At 44.7% G+C, this 22,593-nt stretch carries 17 protein-coding genes, 2 tRNA genes and 2 pseudogenes; 15 read left to right on the top strand and 6 right to left on the bottom strand.

The window, feature by feature from the left end; translation table 11 throughout:
* The first annotated feature begins 23 nt into the window (after positions 1-23).
* Both OOK74_RS06240 and OOK74_RS06235 read left to right on the top strand, forming a co-directional pair.
* Entirely contained in the window at positions 24-1,001 is a 978-nt protein-coding gene (locus OOK74_RS06240) for a chemotaxis protein (protein ID WP_274721520.1), read from the top strand.
* A gap of 85 nt (positions 1,002-1,086) precedes the next feature.
* Entirely contained in the window at positions 1,087-1,767 is a 681-nt protein-coding gene (locus OOK74_RS06235) for a DUF2726 domain-containing protein (protein WP_278182442.1), read from the top strand.
* Here the strand turns inward: OOK74_RS06235 and OOK74_RS06230 are convergent, their stop codons facing one another.
* Positions 1,768-2,841, bottom strand: coding sequence for a GGDEF domain-containing protein (locus OOK74_RS06230; protein WP_278182441.1), 1,074 nt, complete (start codon positions 2,839-2,841; stop codon positions 1,768-1,770). It lies immediately after the preceding gene.
* 275 nt (positions 2,842-3,116) lie between these two features.
* On the opposite strand from OOK74_RS06230, the gene OOK74_RS06225 reads away from it, so the two are divergent.
* From OOK74_RS06225 to OOK74_RS06215, 3 genes are all read left to right on the top strand, one after another.
* Positions 3,117-3,193, top strand: a tRNA-Val gene (locus OOK74_RS06225).
* Positions 3,194-3,228: 35 nt separating this feature from the next.
* Positions 3,229-3,305: transfer RNA gene (locus OOK74_RS06220), tRNA-Val, on the top strand.
* A gap of 400 nt (positions 3,306-3,705) precedes the next feature.
* Entirely contained in the window at positions 3,706-8,268 is a 4,563-nt protein-coding gene (locus OOK74_RS06215) for an SslE/AcfD family lipoprotein zinc metalloprotease (RefSeq protein WP_278182439.1), read from the top strand.
* A 152-nt stretch (positions 8,269-8,420) separates the two neighbouring features.
* Here OOK74_RS06215 and OOK74_RS06210 read toward each other — a convergent pair whose 3' ends face one another.
* A complete protein-coding gene (locus OOK74_RS06210; RefSeq protein WP_274721524.1) occupies positions 8,421-9,332 on the bottom strand; it encodes an AraC family transcriptional regulator in 912 nt (303 codons plus the stop codon).
* A gap of 218 nt (positions 9,333-9,550) precedes the next feature.
* Between OOK74_RS06210 and OOK74_RS06205 the strand changes: the two genes are divergently transcribed.
* Together OOK74_RS06205 and OOK74_RS06200 are read left to right on the top strand one after the other, a co-directional pair.
* Positions 9,551-10,273, top strand: a complete 723-nt coding sequence (locus OOK74_RS06205) for a carboxymuconolactone decarboxylase family protein (protein ID WP_406707933.1) — start codon at positions 9,551-9,553, stop codon at positions 10,271-10,273.
* A 49-nt stretch (positions 10,274-10,322) separates the two neighbouring features.
* Entirely contained in the window at positions 10,323-10,832 is a 510-nt protein-coding gene (locus OOK74_RS06200) for a (R)-mandelonitrile lyase (protein ID WP_274721525.1), read from the top strand.
* 79 nt (positions 10,833-10,911) lie between these two features.
* Here the strand turns inward: OOK74_RS06200 and OOK74_RS06195 are convergent, their stop codons facing one another.
* Positions 10,912-11,433, bottom strand: coding sequence for an RNA methyltransferase (locus OOK74_RS06195; RefSeq protein ID WP_274721526.1), 522 nt, complete (start codon positions 11,431-11,433; stop codon positions 10,912-10,914).
* Between the two features lie 234 nt (positions 11,434-11,667).
* Here OOK74_RS06195 and OOK74_RS06190 point away from each other — a divergent pair, with 234 nt between their 5' ends.
* Positions 11,668-13,101, top strand: coding sequence for an MDR family MFS transporter (locus tag OOK74_RS06190; protein WP_274721527.1), 1,434 nt, complete (start codon positions 11,668-11,670; stop codon positions 13,099-13,101).
* 31 nt (positions 13,102-13,132) lie between these two features.
* On the opposite strand, the gene OOK74_RS06185 is transcribed toward OOK74_RS06190, so the two are convergent.
* Positions 13,133-14,353 (bottom strand): GGDEF domain-containing protein, encoded by a 1,221-nt coding sequence (locus tag OOK74_RS06185; RefSeq protein WP_274721560.1) that lies wholly within the window; start codon positions 14,351-14,353, stop codon positions 13,133-13,135.
* Positions 14,354-14,423: 70 nt separating this feature from the next.
* A complete protein-coding gene (locus tag OOK74_RS06180; RefSeq protein WP_319946296.1) occupies positions 14,424-15,248 on the bottom strand; it encodes an EAL domain-containing protein in 825 nt (274 codons plus the stop codon).
* Positions 15,249-15,653: 405 nt separating this feature from the next.
* On the opposite strand from OOK74_RS06180, the pseudogene katE1 reads away from it, so the two are divergent.
* From katE1 to OOK74_RS06145, 7 genes and pseudogenes are all read left to right on the top strand, one after another.
* Positions 15,654-16,847 (top strand): annotated as a pseudogene (gene katE1 / locus OOK74_RS06175) (catalase KatE1); the annotation flags it as partial.
* Positions 16,848-16,904: 57 nt separating this feature from the next.
* The gene (locus OOK74_RS06170) at positions 16,905-17,936 is read left to right on the top strand and encodes an IS630 family transposase (protein ID WP_001927356.1); all 1,032 of its coding nucleotides are present in this window, start codon (positions 16,905-16,907) and stop codon (positions 17,934-17,936) included.
* Positions 17,935-18,273 (top strand): annotated as a pseudogene (locus tag OOK74_RS06165) (catalase-related domain-containing protein); the annotation flags it as partial. The gene OOK74_RS06170 and the pseudogene OOK74_RS06165, both read left to right, overlap by 2 nt.
* A gap of 110 nt (positions 18,274-18,383) precedes the next feature.
* Entirely contained in the window at positions 18,384-18,854 is a 471-nt protein-coding gene (locus tag OOK74_RS06160) for an ankyrin repeat domain-containing protein (protein WP_274721529.1), read from the top strand.
* Positions 18,855-19,063: 209 nt separating this feature from the next.
* Entirely contained in the window at positions 19,064-19,393 is a 330-nt protein-coding gene (gene yqfB, locus OOK74_RS06155; RefSeq protein WP_274721530.1) for a N(4)-acetylcytidine aminohydrolase, read from the top strand.
* A 44-nt stretch (positions 19,394-19,437) separates the two neighbouring features.
* Positions 19,438-19,896 (top strand): DUF2127 domain-containing protein, encoded by a 459-nt coding sequence (locus tag OOK74_RS06150; RefSeq protein WP_278182438.1) that lies wholly within the window; start codon positions 19,438-19,440, stop codon positions 19,894-19,896.
* 75 nt (positions 19,897-19,971) lie between these two features.
* Entirely contained in the window at positions 19,972-20,322 is a 351-nt protein-coding gene (locus tag OOK74_RS06145) for a DMT family protein (RefSeq protein ID WP_274721532.1), read from the top strand.
* Positions 20,323-20,416: 94 nt separating this feature from the next.
* On the opposite strand, the gene katG is transcribed toward OOK74_RS06145, so the two are convergent.
* On the bottom strand, positions 20,417-22,591 hold the full coding sequence (gene katG, locus OOK74_RS06140; protein WP_274721533.1) for a catalase/peroxidase HPI: 2,175 nt from the start codon (positions 22,589-22,591) through the stop codon (positions 20,417-20,419).
* Positions 22,592-22,593 lie beyond the last annotated feature (2 nt).

Genomic DNA, 22,593 nt, shown 5'->3' with positions numbered 1-22,593 from the left:
CATCCTGAGAAGATGTGAAAATTATGAGTAACCCAAGTAGTACAATTTTAACCGAAAGCGGTACCAACGAATTAGAAATCATTGAATTTCATTTAGAAAAAGTATTTCCTGACGGGCGCACCAAAACCTGTTACTACGGGATCAACGTCGCCAAAGTGCGCGAGGTGATCCGAGTGCCGGACACCACCGATTATCCTAATGCTCAGCCGCATATGGTCGGGGTATTCTCTTCGCGCGAAATTTTAACCCCGCTGGTCGATTTAGCAGGATGGCTCGGCGTACCAACCTCGGACGATATTAGTAAAAAATACGTTATCGTCACCGACTTCAACCGGATGACCAATGGCTTCCTAATTGACAGTATTAGCCGTATCCATCGTATTTCTTGGAATGATGTGGAATCACCAAGTCAGTTCCTTGAAGCTGGTGAGCAAGACTGCGTGGTCGCCGTCGTACGTCAAGATCATAAATTGATCATGATCCTTGATTTCGAAAAAATCATTGCCGACATTAACCCAGAATTAAGTATGGAAAAATACGATGTTACGCTGGATAAAAAAGTCGACTTAAATCAGCGTATGGTGACAAAACGTAATGCCAAAACGGTGATGGTGGTGGATGACTCGGCTTTTATCCGCAGCCTAATCCAAGATACTTTGAGCTCGGCGGGCTATAACATTATTGCGTGCAAAGATGGTGGTGAAGCATTTGAAAAGATGATGGAGCTCAAACAGGTAGCAAAAGCGGAAAATGTCGCCATCACCGAACTGGTCGATGCGCTGGTTACTGACGTTGAAATGCCACGGATGGATGGCATGCACTTAGTGAAACTGCTGCGTGATGACGAAACCTATCTTTCGATGCCGATTATTATGTTCTCATCGCTGATGAGTGATGATAACCGAGCCAAAGCATTATCTCTTGGCGCTAATGACACCATCACTAAGCCGGAAATTGGCCGTATGGTATCAATGATGGATAAATACATCTTTAGTGTGTAAATCAGTCAAGGCGGGGTTGCTCCGCCTTTCTGTTTTACTTTTGCCACCTCAATCCCCGCGATATTGATTCTGGTTTAACTGACCTATGTTTGAAATATTCCTCGTTGTCATACTGCTCGTCGTGTTTTTTTTGGTTATCCAGAAGTATGTGATCCGTGTAGATACTCACCAAGAGTATGCTTATAAAAAGAAAGGGCCATTGCTCAATATGCAAGAGGGGGCTTTGTACAATGCGCTGGTGAGCGCCGTGGGGGAACATGGCGTGGTGCTGGCAAAAGTCAATATGGCCAATGTTATCACCCCACATAATATTGCCAGTAAGAAGCATTGGTTCATTGCTTATCATAAAATCTCAAAAAACTATTTTGATTTTTTAGTGTGTGATGCTCGAACGTTAGAGCCAAGAGTGGCGATTGAACTGGACGATGGCAAACAGCTACAAAAGGGCAAAGTTGAACGGGAGAAATTGCTACTGCACGTCTGTAAATCCGCCAATATTCCGCTCATTGGTACCAATATCCGGATGAGTTATCAAGTGAGCAAATTACGCCGTCTATTAGCCGCCCATATCGACTTGATTCAAGCCGATCAAGAAGTTCGATTTTGTAAGCGTTGTGGCAGTCCAATGGTGATTAAAGTCGCCACACAAGGTGAATACCGTGGGCGACGGTTTTTTACCTGCAGTCGTCAACCCCATTGCCCTTATACAGAAAACTACAATGTGGTGTATGAATTTGAAGAGGAAAGCCAAGCAGATAACCGCTAATCACAGCAGCGGTTGCTGGGCGACCTCAGTTTGCGGATGGTTCGTCTCTGCATGAATGGTGACTGGCTTACAGAGTCGGACCTGATTTCTACCAGCCTGTTTAGCACGATAAAGCTCTATATCGGCTAATTTGAGCAGATCATTGAGTTGATCGCCGAGCTGATATTCACACACCCCAATACTAATCGTCACTTGTATCGGTTGGCCCTCGGCAGCGAACGAGTGCAGGCTAACCATAGCTCGCAGCCGTTCACTGACCCGCTCAGCTTGTTCAAGTGATTGATCAAATAGCGTGACACAAAACTCTTCGCCGCCGATCCGATACAGATTATTGTCCCCCACCATTTGGGCGAGTAAATCCGAGGTTTCGACCAAGACTTTATCGCCAGTATCATGCCCATATTGATCATTGATCGCTTTAAAAAAATCTAAGTCAATGACCAGCAAACAGAGCGAGGTTTGCTGATTAAATTGCTCAAAATGTTGGAAAGAGGTGTTCAGAGACAGGCGATTATGTGCGCCAGTCAGAGGATCCCGTGAGGCAAGATAGAGTAGGGAATCTTCAATTTTGCGCCGGTTTTGCTCATAGACATGGGCGACCACCCAAAGACCAATATAAGCAAAAGTTAAATGCAGCAGAACCGATCCATAAATCAATGGTTCCAACCTCGATTGCCAATAAACAATCGCACCTTGAAATACAAAAAACACGCTACAGGTCAAAAAGGCAAAGTGGGTTGAGGTAAAAATATAAAATAAGATCGGAACAAAACAGCTCCAAACATACACTCCCATCGCTAATGGTTTGATGTAGGTAGCAAATAGCGTTGTGCCAGTAAGGAGCAGGAGATAAAGGTTTACTTGACTTGAAGTATGGATCCGTCGTTTGGTCTGTAGATAGATATAAAAAGAAGACAAAGCGCAGATCATTTCGAGTAAGGCAAGTTCAATTTGTTTAAATTGCCATAAATTTAATAAGGCCATGGATAGAGCAATTAATGCCCAAAAAAAACTTAAGCCGCATAACACCGAAGCTCGTAACGTTTGTGTATTATCGAATAACCTAGCGTCCATGCGACGACCCTCTCTGGGGCTAAATATAAGCATTGATGTGTATATTACAGTGTTACTTTGCGGGTTCAATATCATTCTTGAACGCGTATCACAAAATTAGAGTTTGATCGACTTCTGCCAAACCAATGATCTTAAAGGTAGCCATGGTAAAGCACCTTGGTGAGGGTAAAAAAGCACCAAATTGATGAGAGAAAAGCCAACTGATTCAAAAACAAAGAAATTGAGCTTGCACACCACAAAATCTGCCGTTAATATCCACCTCGTTCTCAAGCGATGCGTCCGTGGCTCAGTTGGTTAGAGCACCACCTTGACATGGTGGGGGTCGGTGGTTCGAGTCCACTCGGACGCACCATTCCTTATCGAATGGTTATGCGAGAACAAAAATTTGGGTCCGTAGCTCAGTTGGTTAGAGTACTACCTTGACATGGTAGGGGTCGGCGATTCGAGTTCGCCCGGACCCACCAAATTTTAAACAAAGCCCGCTATTTTTAGCGGGCTTTGTTGTTTCTGGCGTTTACGCTCATCTTCGTTTTTCTCACCTTGCTTACTCCTGCACTACATCAACTCAACACAACAATCCCAATTGGCAATGGGCTACAGTACGCTCCAATAACCAATTACTTGTACTGCTTATGAGTGATATGTGATTTGTTTTTATTATTGTGTGAGGAGTGATATTTTATTTTGTTATTAAAAATCACCATATTCCCATTATTAGCATTAATGATTTGATTTCATGCTGCCACTTTAGTTACTAAACATACGTCGTCTGTAGGGTAATTCTTACGTGCTTTTACGTTGACATGAAATATTTAAAAAATGACTATTTCACTTAGTGTTTTCGCTAAGAAATAATAAATTAAAATGATAAATACAAAAAAGAAATTGATTTCGATTATGGTCTTGTTTGCTCTGGCGGGCTGTAATCATGAATTCGTCGAGCCGGAGATTCCGCAAATTGATGGTAATGAAAATCCTAGTGTGGGTGGTGGCGAATTACCGGATATTGGGGTTGATGATCCGATTATCGCCGCTCAGCTCTCTTTAGATGGCAATCTAATGTTTGGTGGATCGGTATTGTGTAATGATTTGCCGGCCAATCAATTTGTGGTGGAACAAAAAAGCAGCATTATTTGTACTGTTGAGGGAGACACTCTTGCTACCTTTACTACGCCTTTTATGGGTGAGCAGAGTGCATCTACGCATGTTAATCAGCGTGCGACTTCCTTTGAATTGTTGAAATTGACCAATGCCGATGAATATAAAGATTCCGCACTGCGCCAGAGTAATCTCCAAACCTTGATCAATAATATGGGTAATGTGCAGGGCAAAACTATTGAGCTTAATTTTGCTTCATCCAGAGATGCATTAACTTTTAAAAATTATCTTCAGCATTTAGATATGCCAAGTGCTGATTTTCAGCAACTGATTGTTGAAAAAGTCAGCAACGATAACCAAGTTGATAAGCAGCCATCAACCCATGTGCCTGATATTACCCCTTCGGTAACCACTGGAACCTCGAATGATTTAAACAGCAGTTTTGTCTCCGCCAATGCAGAAGAGAGTTTACAGTATCAACCGACGGAAGTGATTTTGAGCCAAGGTCGGCTACTCGATAGTGCTGGTCGTGCGGTGAATGGCATTGCGTACTTTAGTAATAATAGCCGTGGTGTCACTGGCGTCTCTCAATCTGGTCGTGCGATGGAAGATGGCGGTTTTGAGTTCTCGTGGGGAGATACGATCAGCTTTGCCATCGATACTTTTGAGCTTGGTAATTTGCGTGGCAACAAAACCACATTTCAATTGACGGAACTGGGCAGTGAGAATGCGGGTAAGAATGCACAGGCGCTGGTGCTGCGTTATGCTGAGCAAACCCAAGATACCGTGTTGATTAGTGATAGAGTTATTCAAGTTTTTGCCCAGTACCCGAATGTGGTGAATGAGGCTATTTCGCTCTCGCTGAGCAATGAGGACGTGGAATTAAAGATCGGTGCTGAGCAAACCCAAATTGTGCCGGGTGAATTTGCTCAGCAATTTTCACACGGGATTGCCGCAGAGATTGATCAAGCCTTAAAGTCGGCCAGCTATGACCAAACGAGAGCACTGACGATGCCCAGATCGGCTGTTGATCAAGAAGCCAGCCGTATTCAAGCCGATATTCAAAAACTTTGGGGTAGCACCAGTGCCGTTTTACTCGAGGGCTGGAAAAAAGTTGAACGTTTCCATGTGTTCCATGACAGCACCAATTTTTACGGCAGTACGGGCTCTGCGCGCGCACAAGCGGCAGTCAATATTGCCAACACGGCCTTTCCAGTGCTGATGGCACGCAATGACAATAACTATTGGATTGATTTTGGTAAACCCAAAGCGTGGGATGCTCAAGGTCTAGCCTTTATTACCGAAGCGCCTTCCCAAGTCGAGCCGGAAAAGGTTTCCGCCGAAACGGCTACCTTTAACTTGCCGTTTATCAGTCTTGGTGAGCTTGGCCTCGGTAAAGTGATGGTGCTCGGCAATGCGCGGTATAACAGTATCTTAGTTTGCCCTAATGGTTTTAGTTGGGGTGGGAGTGTTGATCAGCAAGGCCAGTGTACTGCGAGTAGTGACAGCGATGATATGGCCAATTTCTTCACTAATGTGCTGCGTTATTTAACGGAAAATGCAGCATCAAGTGAAACTCGCATGTGTTCATCAATTACCATCGGCACTAATATACCGTCGGTTTATTTTAAGCGTGCTGGTCAAGTCATGGGTAGCTCTGCTCCATTTATCGTCGACTCGCGCTTTGCGGCGGAGACTGTCCAGCTCACTGATTTTACTCATTTAGATCCAGTAACCATGCCAGTGGTGATCATCAACGCGTACGAATATCGCGGCCATACTGCAATGGGTGCTTATGATCTACCGCTGAGCGCTGATCTCAGCCGTCCTAAACTGAGCCAACAAGACGTTAGCGACTTGATTGACTACGTGACTCGGGGCGGAAATGTCTTAATGATGGAAACCGTGGTGAATCGTACTAGCGTGGGCGAGATTGATCGTTTGCTTGATAGTGCAGGGATTGCTTTTGGTATGGGGTCAAGTGTGGTTGCCGATGGCAATGGCCCAAGTGCCGGCTATCCTGATCGAGTGCGCAACCAACGTGAACATGGCATCTGGGTATTGGAGCGTTATGCGGCGGTGGATGGGGATAATGGACCGATGCTACCTTACACGATTAACGAGGACGGTAGTGTTGAATGGCATTTCATCACCAATAACAAACCGGACGATAAACCGACCCTTGAAATGGCGACTTGGACGGAAAGGGATGCTGACGGCAATGCAAGTCGACAGGTCGCTTTTATTGATGAAGCTGATCATTGGCATATCGATGAAAATGGCTCACAAGTGGTCAATCAGGCCAGTTTAGCGGCGGCTAAGCAGCGCATTCTGAATGCGTTTCCTACCTCCACGGGTTTGGCGTATCAAGAGTGTCGCGATGATCAGTTCAATTACGAAGTTAACTGTTTGGAATATCGTCCCGGTAACGGCATTCCCGTGACTGGGTCAATGTATCGCCCGCGTTATACCGAACTCAAATTGGGTAACGATGAAGCCCAAGCGATGATTAAAGCGGCCAACTTAGGCACCAATATTGAAGCGCTGTATCAGCATGAACGTTATTTCCGTACCAAAGGTAAGCAGGGGGAGCGCTTAAGCAGTGTCGATCTCAACCGCATCTATCAAAATATGACGGTATGGCTGTGGAATGATCTCGATTATCGCTATGAATCTACTTATGACGATGAGTTGGGTTTTAAACGTTTTACCGAGTTTCTTAACTGCTATACCCGCAATGCTGCTGGCGGTAATACGGTCTGCCCTGAGGATCTGCAATTGCAGTTAACGGAGCTGCAGATGGTGTATGGCAGTGACGAGGGTGAGTATGCTGGGCAAATGAACCCGAGCTATCCGCTCAACTACATGGAAAAGCCTCTGACGCGTTTAATGCTCGGCCGCTCGTTCTGGGATCTGGATGTGAAAGTCGATGTACGTCAATTTCCCGGTGAAGCCAAAGGGTCGAATGGCAAAACGGTGCAGCTTGATATGCGCAACCAAACTACCGCTTGGTTTGCCGGTAATCGTCAGCCGACGGGGCAATGGGCGGTGGCTCAGCAACCCTTTCAGGTCAGCGTAACTGGCGAAAGCAAGCCCGTGACTATCACGATTGCGCTAGCCGATGATCTGACTGGGCGTGAAAAACATGAGCTGGGCCTGCAACGTCCACCACGCATGACCAAATCTTTCGTGATTGGTGGTGGGCAAAACAGTAGCCAGAGTTTTACGGTTCCTTATGGTGGTTTGATTTATGCCCAAGGTGGTGACAGCGAGCAAGTTTCACTGACTTTCACGGATACGATTGATGCGCCGTTATATCAAGCTGGGCAGTGGATTAATGGACTTAATGCGCCGGCCCCGATCGGTGAAGTGGTGTCAGACAGCTTTATCTTTACCGCACCGAAAGCCAATTTGCAGGCCAATGGCTATGAAGGCGGCATTGCGCAATTTGCGCAAGATCTGGATCAGTTTGCCTTAGATCTTAACGATTTTTACGCCCGTGATGAAGGGATTGATGGGAAGCTGAATCGCCAAGCGACCAGTGTCAGCAATCCGAATAACCGTCACCATTTTGTCAATGATATTGCGATTAGCATTGGTGCGGCGCACTCGGGTTATCCGGTGATGAATGCCAGCTTTAATGCTGCGAGTAATAAACTGAATACCAACCCACTCAGCAGTTGGTTACTGTGGCATGAAGTGGGGCACAACGCCGCAGAAGCCCCGTTTAATGTTGAAGGGGCGACCGAGGTGGTTAACAACTTATTAGCGCTGTATATGCAAGATCGCCATTTAGGTAAAATGGCGCGTGTTGAGCAGGATATTCAAATTGCGCCAGAATTTGTGCAACGAGAACAAGGCCATGCGTGGGCTGCCGGTGGTGCAGGGGAGCGCTTAGTGATGTTTGCTCAACTGAAGGAGTGGGCAGAAGAGCACTTTCAGATCACCGACTGGTATGCCGATGAGCTACCGAGTTATTACTCGGCGCGAGATGGGGTGAAAGGTTGGAACTTATTTAAGCTGATGCATCGCTTGACTCGGAATAAGCAAGATGACGCAATCAACCTAAAAGGTGAAAATTTATGTCAGCCAACTGGGTTAGGTAAAAGTGATCAGTTGATGTTGTGCGCCTCTTACGCAACGCAAACCGATTTAAGCGAGTTTTTCCAAGCTTGGAATCCGGGTAGCCGAGCGTTTGTATACCCAGGCGATCCTAATCCCTACTATGAAGGTGGAGTGAGCGATGCGGGGATAAAACGAGTGCAAGCATTGAAGTATCCGAAGCCAGAAACTGATCCGCTAAAAATAGATCGAATTAGCATTCATTAATCATGTGATTGAAAAGGCCAAAATAGCGTCTGTTCGCCGTCGCTATTTTGGCCATTCCCTTCTTCTATTTCCTTATTCTGTTCCCTTGTTCGATGGCATCTTCATCACTTGGCGTCAACTGGCATGATTTGACTGTCATTACGCCGAGATCACTAAGCCAGATCCGTTTCGCGTAGCGCTTTAATATCTTTCAATGGTGGTGCACCAAACAGGCGGCTGTATTCGCGGCTAAATTGCGATGGGCTTTCATAACCGACCCGAAAGGTGGTCGCCAACGCATCCAGATTTTCCGTCAGCATTAAGCGACGCGCCTCACTCAAGCGCAGCTTTTTTTGAAATTGCAGCGGTGTCATTGAGGTCATGTTACGAAAATGGGTATAAAACGCCGATTTACTCATTCCTGTAGAGGAAGCTAACTCGCTGACACTCAGTGGTTGTACAAAATTATTTTTTAACCAATCGATCGCTTTAGCAATTTGATGGCTGTGGCTACCCGCCGTCACAATTTGCTGTAAACGCGCGCCTTGTTCAGAGGCCAGCAAACGGTAGAAAATCTCACGCTTAATCACGGGGGCGAGGATCGTAATACTCGCCGGATCCTCTTGTAATTCCAGCAAACGAATAAAAGCGTTTAATAATGGCTCGGAAAGTTCCCCCACCGCGATCCCTTTCTGCGCCGCTTGGTGGGGATTCCATGCCAACTGGCTATCGGTGATCAATTGAGCAAGCTCAGTCAAGTCGAGCTCCATTATCAGACCAAGGTAAGGTTGCTCGGCACTGGCTTCGATAATATTGGCAATAATTGGCAAATCGACGGAAGAGATCAAAAAGTGGTTTGCATCATATACAAAACTCTCTTCGCCGAGTAATACCCGCTTTTTGCCTTGTGCAATCAAACAAATACTCGATTTATGTGTGTAACTGGTTGGCGAGGTGGGTGTTCTCCAGTGGGTCAAATGTACCCCTGGAATGGCACTCTCAAATTGATGAGTGTTATGAGTCCATTTTTTGATGTGTTGAGCAAACGTTGCAAGAGCTTGATCCATGGAAACGGAACCGGTCATCACCACTCCATATGTGACGTAAAGGATGAACCAGTGTAATTTTTCACCCTATAAAACACAATCCCATGCATAGAGTCGTAGTCAGTGTGAATCAACGCTTATCGTGGAGTAATAGGCAATAAATAGAAAATTATAGGCAAACGAAATAGCCAACGTTCAGAGTAAAGTAAATCAATGGATCCAATTTAAATATTATTCACTGAGCGAAGGTAATTCGAATGTTGAACTTAAAGGCTTATTTAAAACCGTTTTCAATAGGGATATTGGTCATGGCGGCACTTGGCAGTGCCAAGATCAGTTTGGCCTCTGAAATATTAAGCCAGCCCGATCGCGCGATTATTCCGGTCGCGGCTTTTGCTGCCAGTGGTGATATTGAGCGCTTAAAAGTGAGTCTTAACCGTGGCTTGGATGCTGGATTAACCGTCAATCAGCTAAAAGAGATACTCGTTCAATTGTATGCTTATGCAGGCTTTCCGCGCAGTTTGAATGGTTTGGCTGCGTTGATGGGTGTGCTAGAAGAGCGTAAACAGCAAGGGATTGACGATGTGCAGGGCGCATCGTCCTCTCCGTTACCCAGCGACAAAACCGCTTTGCAACTGGGAACCGCCAATCAAACGCAATTAGTCGGCATGCCAGTGACTGGAGCACTGTTTGATTTTGCCCCGCAAATTGATCAATACCTCAAAGCTCATTTATTTGGTGACATTTTTGCGCGCGATGTGCTGAGCTGGCGTCAGCGTGAATTGGCGACGATTGCCATGTTAGCCAACATCAGTGGTGTAAACAGCCAATTAGCCGCGCATTACAACATCAGTCTGCATAATCAGATCTCGGTGGCTGAACTTAAGCAATTTATTCAAATTTTACACCATGAGTGCGGCGCATCGATTGCTGCCAATGCTCAGCAAGTACTGGATCAAGTTCTGCATAGCCAACCGTAATCCAAGGTGGGTGGATTGGCATTATGCCATTTTATTAGGAGTTAAGCTTATGAAAAATAACACATCACTGATGTTACTCGCCGCCAGTGTCGCCGGAAGTGTTGCGCTGCATTCGGTTGAAGCCGCAGATGACGCGGCCAGTGGTCAGCAGGTTTATCGCGCCGCAGATTTACCCTCATTTGACGGAGCGGAAAATCTCTTTACCGGTCGTGTTAACGTACAGATGTTGTTTCCAGAAAATGATGTCGCTAAGTACAGTGCTGCCTATGTCACCTTTCAAGCGGGGGCAAGAACCGCTTGGCACAGCCATCCGGCGGGTCAGCATATGATTGTTACCCAAGGTGAAGCATTAACCGGAACTCGCGATGGCAAAATCATTCACTTTCACCGCGGCGAGAGCGTTTGGTGTCCACCAGAGATTGATCATTGGCATGGTGCCACTCCAGATGCGGCGATGACCCACCTCGTGGTGACCGCTTCAGCTGCGGGTAACAATGTTATCTGGAAAGAAAAAGTGACCGATGAGCAGTACTTCACCTCTCAAGCCAAAATTGAGTGACGAGAGGCATGCTATCTCCATACTAAAAGGGCCTAACGGCCCTTTTGCTATTTATCCCTCTACTTTTTATCGGCAAGGTTTATATGCCAGATTTTACTTTTAAGCGATTTTTGTTATCGCGATTGGCGAGCACTTGCTGCTGATCATCTATCGGGCCTAAGGTTTTCGCTAAACGGTCATACAGCACGACATTAACGGTGGCGGCGAGGTTCATACAACCGTGTGTCGGCACGTAAACCACATGCTGGGCTTGATCGACCAGCTCTTGCGGTAATGAACCATCCTCTGGGCCAAAAAGATAGAGCGCTTGCGCTGGGTGAACAAAATCCGGTAGCGCAGTCGCCCCAACCACCAATTCCACACATACGATTTCTACCTTGTGATCAAGCCCTGCGGTGAGCGAGTCCATCTCGACTAATTCAATTCGCTGATGGATATTCTGGGTATCGGTTTGAAACTTTGCCGCGCGGTTATAACGAGTACCGTTATAACGCACCTGAGTCGCGTTATAACAGCCCGCCGCACGCATGACTGCGCCAACATTGGTTGGGCTTTTTGGGTTATGCAGTCCAATAATGACCGCTGACGATGTACTTGCCATTGCTGTGATTCTACTTCTGTTGATTATCTTCGAGGCTTACACTCGTGAAAGCCGGGATTATCGCTCTAACCTCAAATTAGTGCTAGGCCAGAAAAGCGTTAGGTTGGTTGTGTTTTTTAGTTTAGTTGCGCAAAGTTAAAGAGTAAGCTGTGACGCGAAATGGATAGGGTGATGATTTGTTGCTTATTTTGAGATGCGATCACGAGCCAGAATTAGGACTTAAATGGAGAATGTATGTCACAGCCAGTGGATAGAAAAACCTTTCTAGGTATTTTTTTTACGGTGTTTTTGCCAATGTTTTTGGCTGCAGTGGATCAAACTCTACTGGCGACTGCGACACCGACTATCGTCGGCGAGCTTGGCAATCTACAGCTCTCGTCTTGGATTGTGATTGGCTACATGCTGGCTAGTGCTGCAAGTGTACCGATTTATGGCTGGTTAGGTGATCAGTATGGCCGTAAGCCGATGTTGATGATTGCGCTGGTTATTTTCGCTTTAGGTTCGGTGATCTGTGCCTTTGCCGCCAGTATGCAATGGTTGGTGGCGGGACGCATTGTACAGGGGCTCGGCAGTGGTGGTTTGATGAGCTTGTCGCAAGCACTGATTGGTGAATTAGTACCTCCCCGTGAGCGGGCTCGTTTTCAAGGCTATTTTTCTTCTTTGTTTGCGATTGCCAGTATTGGTGGGCCGGTGCTAGGTGGTGGGATCGTCACTTATCTTTCTTGGCAATGGCTGTTTTGGTTTAATCTACCGTTAGTCGCTTTCGCTTTGTATCGCTTAGCGCGGTTTCCATTGCAGCAAAGCTCACCGAAATCTGCCGCGTCCATTGATATCTTTGGGTTGATCCTGTTTCCTAGCATGATGACGTTGATCATCTACTGGCTTTCGGCCGGTGGACACTATTTTGCGTGGCTATCGAGCACCAGTCTGACATTAATTGGGCTATTTGCTGGCACCGCCTTGCTGTTGGTGTGGCAGCAACAACGCGTTCCTGCATCATTTCTGCCACTTCATTTGTTAGCGCGCCGCGAAATTCATATTCCTCTGCTTTCAACCTTTATTTTCGCAGCCTGCTTGTTTGCGTTGATCTTCTTTTTACCGATTTTTTTGCAATTAGGTTTAGGTGTGAACGCGGCGCAATCGGGGTTACTGCTCATTCCACTGTCATGTGGCATTATTGTCGGGGCTTACATTACCGGTAAAGTGATTGCCAAAACAGGGATCCCGAAATTTCTGCCCGTGTTTGGGATGAGTTTAAGCAGTGCTGCGTTTGCGATACTGGCATTGTTTACCTTGTCGGCTCCCGTTGTGAGTGTGATCGCCGCCTTATGCGGCTTAGGATTAGGCACGGTGATGCCCTCAACGCAAGTATTGATCCAAACCTTGGCGGGTAAAGCTAATTTGGGACGCATTACCGCGATGGCATCACTCAGCCGTTCGTTGGGTGCATCGGTTGGGACCGCATTTTTCGGCACATTGATTTATTCATTGCTGCCAGCGTTGTCGCCACACAGTGATTTACAAGCCATTGCGGCTTTGCCAGCACAGGAAGTTTTGCAGGCTTTTCAGATTGGTTTTGCGGTAGCTGCTATTTTGGCTTTCTTGGGCGCGTTAAATGCGTTGCGCGCGCCGACGATTCAGCTTGATGATTATGCGTTTAATTCTTAATTCTCATGTTGGATGAGGTCGAGCTTTGGGTTTAGCAGGATACCGAATAGTCATTCGCTGAATCGGCGACATGCTCCTGAGCATGAATGACTTGGTTACGCCCAGCTTGTTTGGCTTGATAAAGCGCGCTATCGGCGCGCGCAATGGCGGCGGATAAGCTACCGTTGATGGCGCTAAAGCCGATGGAAATACTGGTGTCGTACAGTTGGTGATCGTCTTTCACTCGTTGGCGTAACCTATCTAAGGTGTGCCAAGCTTCATTAACGGAAGAGGCTTGAAACAGTACTAAAAACTCTTCGCCACCAAAGCGAATGATCACATCTGTGTCGCGGACATTTTTACGTAGGCAGACCGCGACGGATTGTAAGATCCGATCGCCAGTGATATGGCCGTATTTATCGTTAATTTTTTTGAAGTGATCAATATCAATCATCGCGGCCACTGAGCGTGGGTCTTCAATAAACTTGTGACTAATTTTACTCAGATAATGGCGGTTATGTAGCCGAGTTAAGTTATCCAGATAAACGCGTCGCTGAGCCGTTAATTTTTGCAAATTAATTCGTGTTAATACCCAAGCTAATACTAATAATATGGTTAAGCAGAAAGACATTACCCAATAAATTAGATGGAATAGGCTAACATTATCGCTAAATACGCTGATCAGTTGGTGATTATTAATATTCCAACGTAAGAAGCTCATCTCGGTATTTTCAAATTGAATCGTACCGTAATTATTACGATGACTCAAAATGGTGTAGTTGAGCAGAGGTTTATAGTGAGTAATCGGGTTATCAAGAAATTGGACTCGATTGCCCCTAACCAAGACTAAGCTGATATTGTTTTGTGGTGCCGGCCAAAATGAAGCATGGTTAAACCACAAGACTTGGATCTGTTGGTGATAGGGTTTAAAAAATAGGGTTGAGCCTTCTGCAAAAGCGACTTTGACCTTGGACTCGGGTGGTAATTCCATATTTGAGGCAGCATTGTGCACGGCATTAATAATACTGGGTGGACATTTTGCTGCGACAGTCGCGCCGATCACACACAAATTGCCATGATATTGTTCGATAAACTCTTGCTGGCTGGCGGTGGGGGCGTTGAGTTGTAGATGTTCTAACATCAGGCTTGCGTAATCAATCCGAGCTTGTTGCAAAGCCACAGTCAGCAGTAATTGCTCTTTTTCATAGGTGCGGATCTTATCTTCAAACAATAGTTTGGGCGTATTAATCAACACGATGCTGACCATGATCATACCGATGATGATCAATTCTCCCTTTATCGAGCGCAGCGCTATTTTCCAACGGTTAACGGTTTCCATAAGCTTAACGAAACCCTTGAGCAAGCTGACGCAAAGGAGGCTGTTCAACGCTTGGTGCATGATGGTTAACATTCGGCGCGATTTTGCAAGCAAGTTGCTGCTGAGATATTGAGAGTGGAATCGCTTGTGGTTGTGCAAAGAAAAAACCTTGTATTAATTCAACTCCCACATCCATACAGGCTTGTAACTCTGAATAAGTTTCCACACCTTCAGCAACTAGTTGACACTCTAGCTGTTGTGCCAGCGTAACCAAGCTATGTACAAACTTTAATTTGATTGGGTTCGTGTCTATGTTATGGATAAAGTAGCGATCGATTTTGATAAAATCAGGTTGCAACTCAGACCAAAGTTTAAGTCCTGAATAACCAGAACCCATATCATCGAGTGCAATGGAAAATCCCTGTGCTTGCAGATGCTGAATTGATTGTTTCAGCGCGCTGAATTGCACTACCGGAGTTCGTTCGGAAATTTCAAACACGATCTGATGAGGCGATAAATGATGGCGTTGCATTAACTGCGACAGTTGCCATTGCTCTTGCTGTGTATCCAACAACATATTGGGACTGAGATTGATGAATAACTGCGCCTCAAGCTCAAAGGTTGACCATGCCGCCAGCGCTTTTTGCACACAGAGTTGCTCAAGCTCTGCTAAACGCTGATGTTGGGTAGCGGCTGCAAACAGTGGTCCAGCACCATACAGTGAACTGTGTTGTGGCCCTCGACTCAAAGATTCATAACCGAAAATCTGATGGTGTACTACATCGACTATTGGCTGAAATAGCGGTGTAATACGTTGGTGGTGCAAGATATCATCGAGTTCGACTTGCATAGTTGCTGATTGGTACTTAAGTATTAGATGTGTCAAAAGATAGTGGTTTGTTATGACAATTTTATTAACACTATATGTTTAATGAAATGGTTTTACACCTTCTAGTTGTTTGAGTTGATTGCCGGTCTAGTGGTTTAGGTTTTAATAGTATAAATGGGTGAATCCTATCAAAAATAAAAGCATAGTTTAGTTTTAGTAAGTTTAGATGTTCATTGTTCGGTAAATTCAAACAGCCTGCGTTAGATTGGACTGTTTCTAATCGTTTTTTTCTATTAGTGTTATCGTTATTTTCCATTAAATTATTTTAAGGTTTCACGGTATATTTTTTCTGGGCAGAAAAGAGCTTTTGATTTATACATTCTCCGCTTTATCGGTCAGAATGCTAGGTAGCATTGGAGATCAACCATGCAAATATCAAAAAGCTTTTTAATTATATCAATTGGATTAGTCACCATGTCAGTACAGGCACAGACTATCCTGACTCAAGATAATGGTGCACCAGTTGGTGATAATCAAAACTCCATTACCGCAGGTGAAAATGGTAGTGTTTTATTGCAAGATGTACACTTGATTCAAAAATTACAACGCTTTGCAAGAGAACGTATACCTGAGCGTGTAGTGCATGCTAGGGGAACTGGTGCTCATGGTGAATTTATTGCTGAAAATGACTTTAGCGATCTAACTATTTCTGCGCCTTTTACTAGCAAAGGTAAAGTTACTCCTGTATTTGTCCGTTTTTCTACCGTTATTCATGCAACAGGCTCTCCGGAAACTTTGCGTGATCCACGTGGTTTTGCTACTAAATTTTATACAGAGCAGGGGAACTGGGATTTAGTTGGCAACAACTTACCTGTATTTTTTATTCGTGATTCAATTAAGTTCCCAGACATGGTCCATTCATTAAAACCATCACCGGTCACTAATGTTCAAGATCCAAATCGATTTTTTGATTTCTTCAGCCATGAACCTGGATCAACCCATATGCTTACTTGGGTTTACAGCAATTCAGGTACACCGACAAGTTATCGAACGATGGATGGTTTTGGCGTACATGCTTACAAATGGATCAATAAAAAAGGTGATGTTAATTATGTAAAATTCCAATGGAAGAGTCAGCAGGGGATTGAAAACTTACGTCCAGATGATGTAGTTAGAGTGCAAGGACAAGATTTCAATCATTTAACAAACGATCTTTATACTCAGATTAATGCAGGTAATTATCCTAAATGGGATCTCTACGTGAAAGTATTGACTCCAGAGCAATTGAGTAAATTGGATTACAATGGGTTAGATGCAACTAAAGATTGGTTAGGAGTGCCAGAGAAAAAAGTTGGGACGATGATTTTAAATAGAGTGCCAGATAATTTTTTCCTGGAAACAGAGCAATCAGCATTAGCGCCATCAAACTTAATTCCTGGTATTGAACCTTCGGAAGATCGTTTATTACAAGGTCGTTTATTTGCTTATGCAGATACACAATTATATCGCTTGGGGGCTAATTTATCTCAATTGCCGATTAATCGACCACTAGTAAATGTTAATAATCACAATCAAGATGGAGCAAGTAATAATTCTCAAACCAACTCAGATATTAACTATACCCGTGATCATTGAAGATGCTTGATTTTCGATAGAATCAGGGTCATGCTACGAACCATGAAAATTACACTGACTCCTCAACAGAAACTGCAACTCGAACAAATGCACGACATTGAACGTGATAGTCGAGTTTGCGACCGTATTAAGGCTGTTTTGCTGGCTTCTGAAGGCTGGAGTCAGACTATGATTTCACAAGCTCTTCGTATTCATGAATCGACCGTTGCTCGTCATCTCAGCGACTACGTTCTTTCTGAAAAACTTAAGCCTGAAAATGGCGGAAGCCAAAGCAAGCTTTCTGCTACTCAAACCATGCACCTAATCGAGCATTTGACTGAGAAAACCTATTCTCATACGCATCAAATTGTCACTTACGTTAAAGAGACATTTGGACTGGATTACACGGTTTCTGGTATGAATAAATGGCTTCACCACAATGGTTTTAGCTACAAGCAACCGAAAGGCGTACCACACAAGTTTGATGAAGCACAACAGCAAGCATTTATAGAGGCTTATGAAGCGTTAAAGGCAAGCTGTGGCAAGGATGAATCGATAGTCTTTATCGACGCAGTTCACCCAACACTATCAACAAAAATATCTCATGGCTGGATACGAACTGGTCAGGATAAAGTGATTGAAACAACGGGTAATCGTAGCCGATTGAACATTATTGGCGCACTGAACTTGTCGGATATTGGAGCAACCATTGTTCACAACTATGAGAGCATTAACAGTGAATCGATTGTTCGCTTTTTCTGTGAGTTAAGAAAGAGTTATCCCTTAGCTCATAAGCTTCATATCATCTTGGATGGTGCGGGATATCACCGCAGTGACTTAGTCAAAGATGCGGCGTTTGTCCTGAATATTGAACTGCATTATCTTCCACCTTACAGTCCAAACCTCAACCCAATCGAGCGGCTATGGAAAGTAATGAATGAGAAGTCGAGGAACAACGTTTACTTCAAAAGAAAACGGGACTTCAAGGCGGCAATAGACCAATTTTTTGCAGTGACTCTTCCAGAGATCGCAGGCTCTTTGACATCTCGAATTAATGATAATTTTCAGGTTCTCAAGCCAGCATCTTCAAGTTGATTCGGTATATGAACCAAGTCGTAAACTACCGCTAGCTCAAGCAAATGATAGCCGAGCGGTACAAACTAAATTAATCGGAACTGTGCAACAGAAAGGGATTAGTAATCCACGTGATTTTTACCAAGCAGGAGTTTTATATCGTAGCTTGAGTGAAACAGACAAGCAAGATTTGATCGCTAATCTGGCTGGAGATTTAAATAAAGTTAATGATAATGACATTAAAATTATTATGGTGAGTCATTTCTATAATGCAGACAAAGACTACGGTTCTCGTTTAGCCAGAGCGACGGATAGCGATTTACAGCAAGTAATGAAAAAAGCAGCAAGCTTAATGTAGCAAAGTTATATCACAACTATAAATTTTGCTCCACAAGAGATAAGTCTGCTCTTTTCTGCCCGAAAAACAGGGCTCTTGTGGGGCATTTTCATCAGTTATGGAGAAAATAAATGCAATGGCGGCAAAAATTTATTTTGATAGGATTATTTATTTCATGTTTTAGCTTTGCCGATGATACATCCATTATTATTGAAGAGCAGTATCAAACTTTGATTCAGTTATTTTTTGCCGCGGCAAGAACAGGCAATAATGAGGTGGTGGAAGAGTTTCTTGATGCGGGATTTCCCGTTAATCAAAGGAACTCCGAGAGCTATACAGCATTAATGGTTGCTGTATACCAAGGCCAAATGCCAACCGTCGAGTTATTGCTAGATTCTGGTGCAAATGTTTGTTTACAAGATAAAAGGGGCAATACGGCATTGATGGGGGCCTTGCTGAAAGGTGAGATCCAAATTGCTCGAATGTTGTATAACTCAGAATGCTCGGAAGATATACGTAATAAAGCGGGACTTTCGCTCCAAGAATTTGCAGAATTGTATGGTCAATCCAAAACGTTAAAGCTATTAGGTGGTGAAAAATAGTACGAATATAGTATGCTAAGTCTTAGTATGCAGCATGATTCAATCAGTCATGTTTGCCTGATACAGTTTTGAATTTTATGTTTGGTTGTCTCTCTCACTAAGGAGATAACCCAATTTTTCTCTTAGTCATGATCATTCTATCTTGACGTATAGCTGATGTTCAGTCATAAACGCCAATTCTAACTTTCTTATAGTATTGAGAGAATGTAATGGCGTATCAAAGCTCAATTCCAACCAAAATCACCTTTTTTGAATTTTTGACCCCGCTAGTGGCTTCTGGTCAAAAGACCATTACCATCCGTGATTATGCGGAAAGTCATTACGTACCGGGTAGCCGGGTTGAAGTGTTTACCCTAGAAACCGATCGTAAAGTATGCGATATCGAGATCATTGCGGTTGAGCCATTGAAATTTGATGATATCAATCAATTTCATGCCGAACAGGAAGCGATTGAATTACCTAAACTGAAATCGTTAATTGAACAGATTTATCCCAATATCAACCAGCTTTATATGATCACCTACCAGTTAGTGAAATAGACTCGTGCAACGAGTATGGTGAAAACGACGATGGTAAAAGGGCTATGCAGACAAAACACCGAGGTTTAAAAGGCGTTGCCATTTTAGAATTTAGCAAAGGGTTAATTTCTATTGGTGTAGGGTTAGGATTGCATCATTTTGCAGTGGAGAGTCTGCAGCAACTGCTGCCAAAGCTGTTAATCCATTTACATTTAAATCCAGCCAGTTATTGGCCGGAAAAAGTCATGCATGATGCTGGGCTTATTGCACATTTAAATTTGAATTGGGTGGTCGTTGGCGCTTTAGCTTATGGCATGATCCGTTTGATTGAAGCTTATGGCCTGTGGCATAGCCTATTGTGGACAGAGTGGTTTGCTTTGCTCAGTGGGGCAATCTATCTACCGTTTGAAATCTATGCGCTGTTGGCTGAACCGGGGTGGTTGAGTTTTACCGCACTACTGATCAATCTGCTGGTTGTGTGCTACATGTATCGAATTATCCGCCTCCGACCAACGTCCAGCTAAAGCGCCATAACCTTGTGGTTGGTCGATGACCACGCAGTGATTTTCATCAATTATCCAAATAGGACAGAATAAGCCATGAATCCTTTAGTGATCAGTGTTGGGTTGCTGGTGTGCAGCAATGTCTTTATGACTTTTGCGTGGTACGCGCATCTTAAAGAGTTAAATAACAAACCTTGGATTATTGCGGCGCTGGTGAGTTGGGGCATCGCATTGTTTGAATACCTGCTGCAGGTTCCAGCTAATCGAATTGGTTATACGGCTTTGAATGTTGGCCAGCTAAAAATTTTGCAAGAAGTGATCACCTTGATGGTGTTTGTCCCATTTTCAGTGTTCTATTTACGTGAGCCATTAAAACTCGATTATTTATGGGCAGGACTCTGTCTAGTAGGCGCGGTTTATTTTGCCTTTCGCAGTAAATTTGCGTAGTGGGATAAGAGAGCAATTAAGTAAGGTTAGGGTAGTTAGCTAAAGAATAGCCTTGCGCAGTATTGCGCAAGGCTAAGTCAATCAAGATAAATCGTTAGACGAGATCGAAGCGATCTGCATTCATTACTTTGCTCCAAGCGGCGACAAAGTCTTTAACAAATTTTTCTTGATGGTCATCCTGAGCGTACATTTCTGCATAAGCTCGCAGGATCGAGTTAGAACCAAACACTAAGTCAACCCGTGTTGCGGTCCACTTAGTTTTACCACTTTTACGTTCAACAATATCGTAAGAGTTACGACCGGTTGGTTTCCAAGTGTATTGCATGTCGGTGAGGTTAACGAAGAAATCGTTGCTCAAGGTACCGATGCGATCGGTAAATACGCCATGCAGGCTGCCCGCGTAGTTGGTGCCAAGCACGCGCATCCCACCAATCAACACGGTCATTTCTGGCGCGGTGAGACGCATCAATTGTGCTCTATCGAGCAACATCTCTTCCGGTTTGACCACATAATGTTGTTTTTGCCAGTTACGGAAACCATCTGCCAATGGCTCAAGTACTTCAAATGAGGCGACATCGGTTTGGGCGAGGGTAGCATCACCACGTCCTGGCGCAAACGGTACGCTGATGTTAACACCTGCCGCTTTAGCCGCTTGTTCTACCCCAACGTTACCCGCCAACACAATCGTATCGGCAACACTGATAGAAAATTGTGCCGCAATTTTTTCCAGTACATTCAGCACCTTGTTTAGACGTACAGGCTCATTACCTTGCCAATCTTTTTGTGGTGAAAGGCGAATACGTGCACCGTTAGCGCCACCGCGTTTATCTGAACCGCGGAAAGTTCGTGCGCTATCCCATGCGGTACTGACCATTTCACTGATGCTAAGACCACTAGCCGCAATTTGGGCTTTCACGGCATGCACATCATAATCTTTACGACCTGCAGGGACGGGATCTTGCCAAATCAGCTCTTCAGCTGGCACATCCGGACCAAAGTAACGCGCTTTCGGCCCCATATCACGGTGAGTCAGCTTAAACCACGCGCGGGCAAATACGTCAGAGAAGTAAGCGGGATCCTTATGGAAGCGCTCGCTAATCTTGCGATATTCAGGATCCATTTTCAGAGCCATATCCGCATCGGTCATCATTGGATTATGGCGAATGCTCGGATCTTCCACATCAACTGGTTTATCTTGCTCTTTGATGTTGATCGGCTCCCACTGCCATGCACCAGCTGGGCTCTTAGTTAATTGCCATTCGTAGCTCAACAGTAAATGGAAAAAGCCATTATCCCATTGGGTTGGGTGAGTGGTCCATGCGCCTTCAATACCACTGGTGACCGTATTCCGACCGACACCACGGCTAGTATGGTTGTTCCAACCTAGACCTTGCTCATGCAGATCGGCCGCTTCTGGATCGGGCCCTAGGTTCGACGCTTTACCATTACCATGTGCTTTACCCACTGTATGGCCACCGGCAGTCAAAGCAACCGTTTCTTCATCATTCATCGCCATACGAGCAAAAGTGACGCGCATATCTTGCGCAGTTTTGAGTGGATCTGGATTACCGTCAACCCCTTCTGGGTTAACGTAGATTAAGCCCATCATCACTGCCGCGAGCGGATTTTCTAAGTCACGTTGGCCTGAGTAACGGCTATTTTCACCACCAGATTTGGCTAACCACTCGGTTTCCGAACCCCAGTAAATATCTTTTTCTGGATGCCAAATATCTTCACGGCCAAAAGCAAAACCAAAGGTTTTTAGCCCCATTGATTCATAAGCCATATTACCGGCTAGGATCATCAGGTCAGCCCAACTGATTTTATTGCCATATTTCTGTTTAATCGGCCACAGCAAGCGACGTGCTTTATCTAAGTTGGCGTTATCAGGCCATGAATTGAGTGGTGCAAAACGCTGGTTACCAGTACCTGCACCACCGCGACCATCAGCAATACGGTAAGTACCAGCAGAGTGCCAAGCCATACGGATCATTAAGCCACCATAATGTCCCCAGTCGGCTGGCCACCAATCTTGGCTATTGGTCATTAAAGCTTTGAGATCGTTTTTTAGAGCGGTGACATCCAGTGTTTTCAGTGCTTCACGGTAATTAAACTCTGCTCCGAGTGGATTGGTTTTACTATCGTGTTGGTGAAGAATGTCTAAGTTGAGCGCTTGTGGCCACCAATCCATATTAGACTGATTGGCCGAAGTTAAGCCGCCATGCATCACCGGACATTGACCGCTTGAACCCGTTTTATGGTTATCCATTC

This window comes from Vibrio misgurnus (assembly GCF_029635775.1).
Lineage (GTDB): Bacteria > Pseudomonadota > Gammaproteobacteria > Enterobacterales > Vibrionaceae > Vibrio > Vibrio chanodichtyis.
The sequence above is the reverse complement of the archived record's forward strand: the minus strand, read 5'-3'. Positions and strand labels throughout refer to the sequence as shown.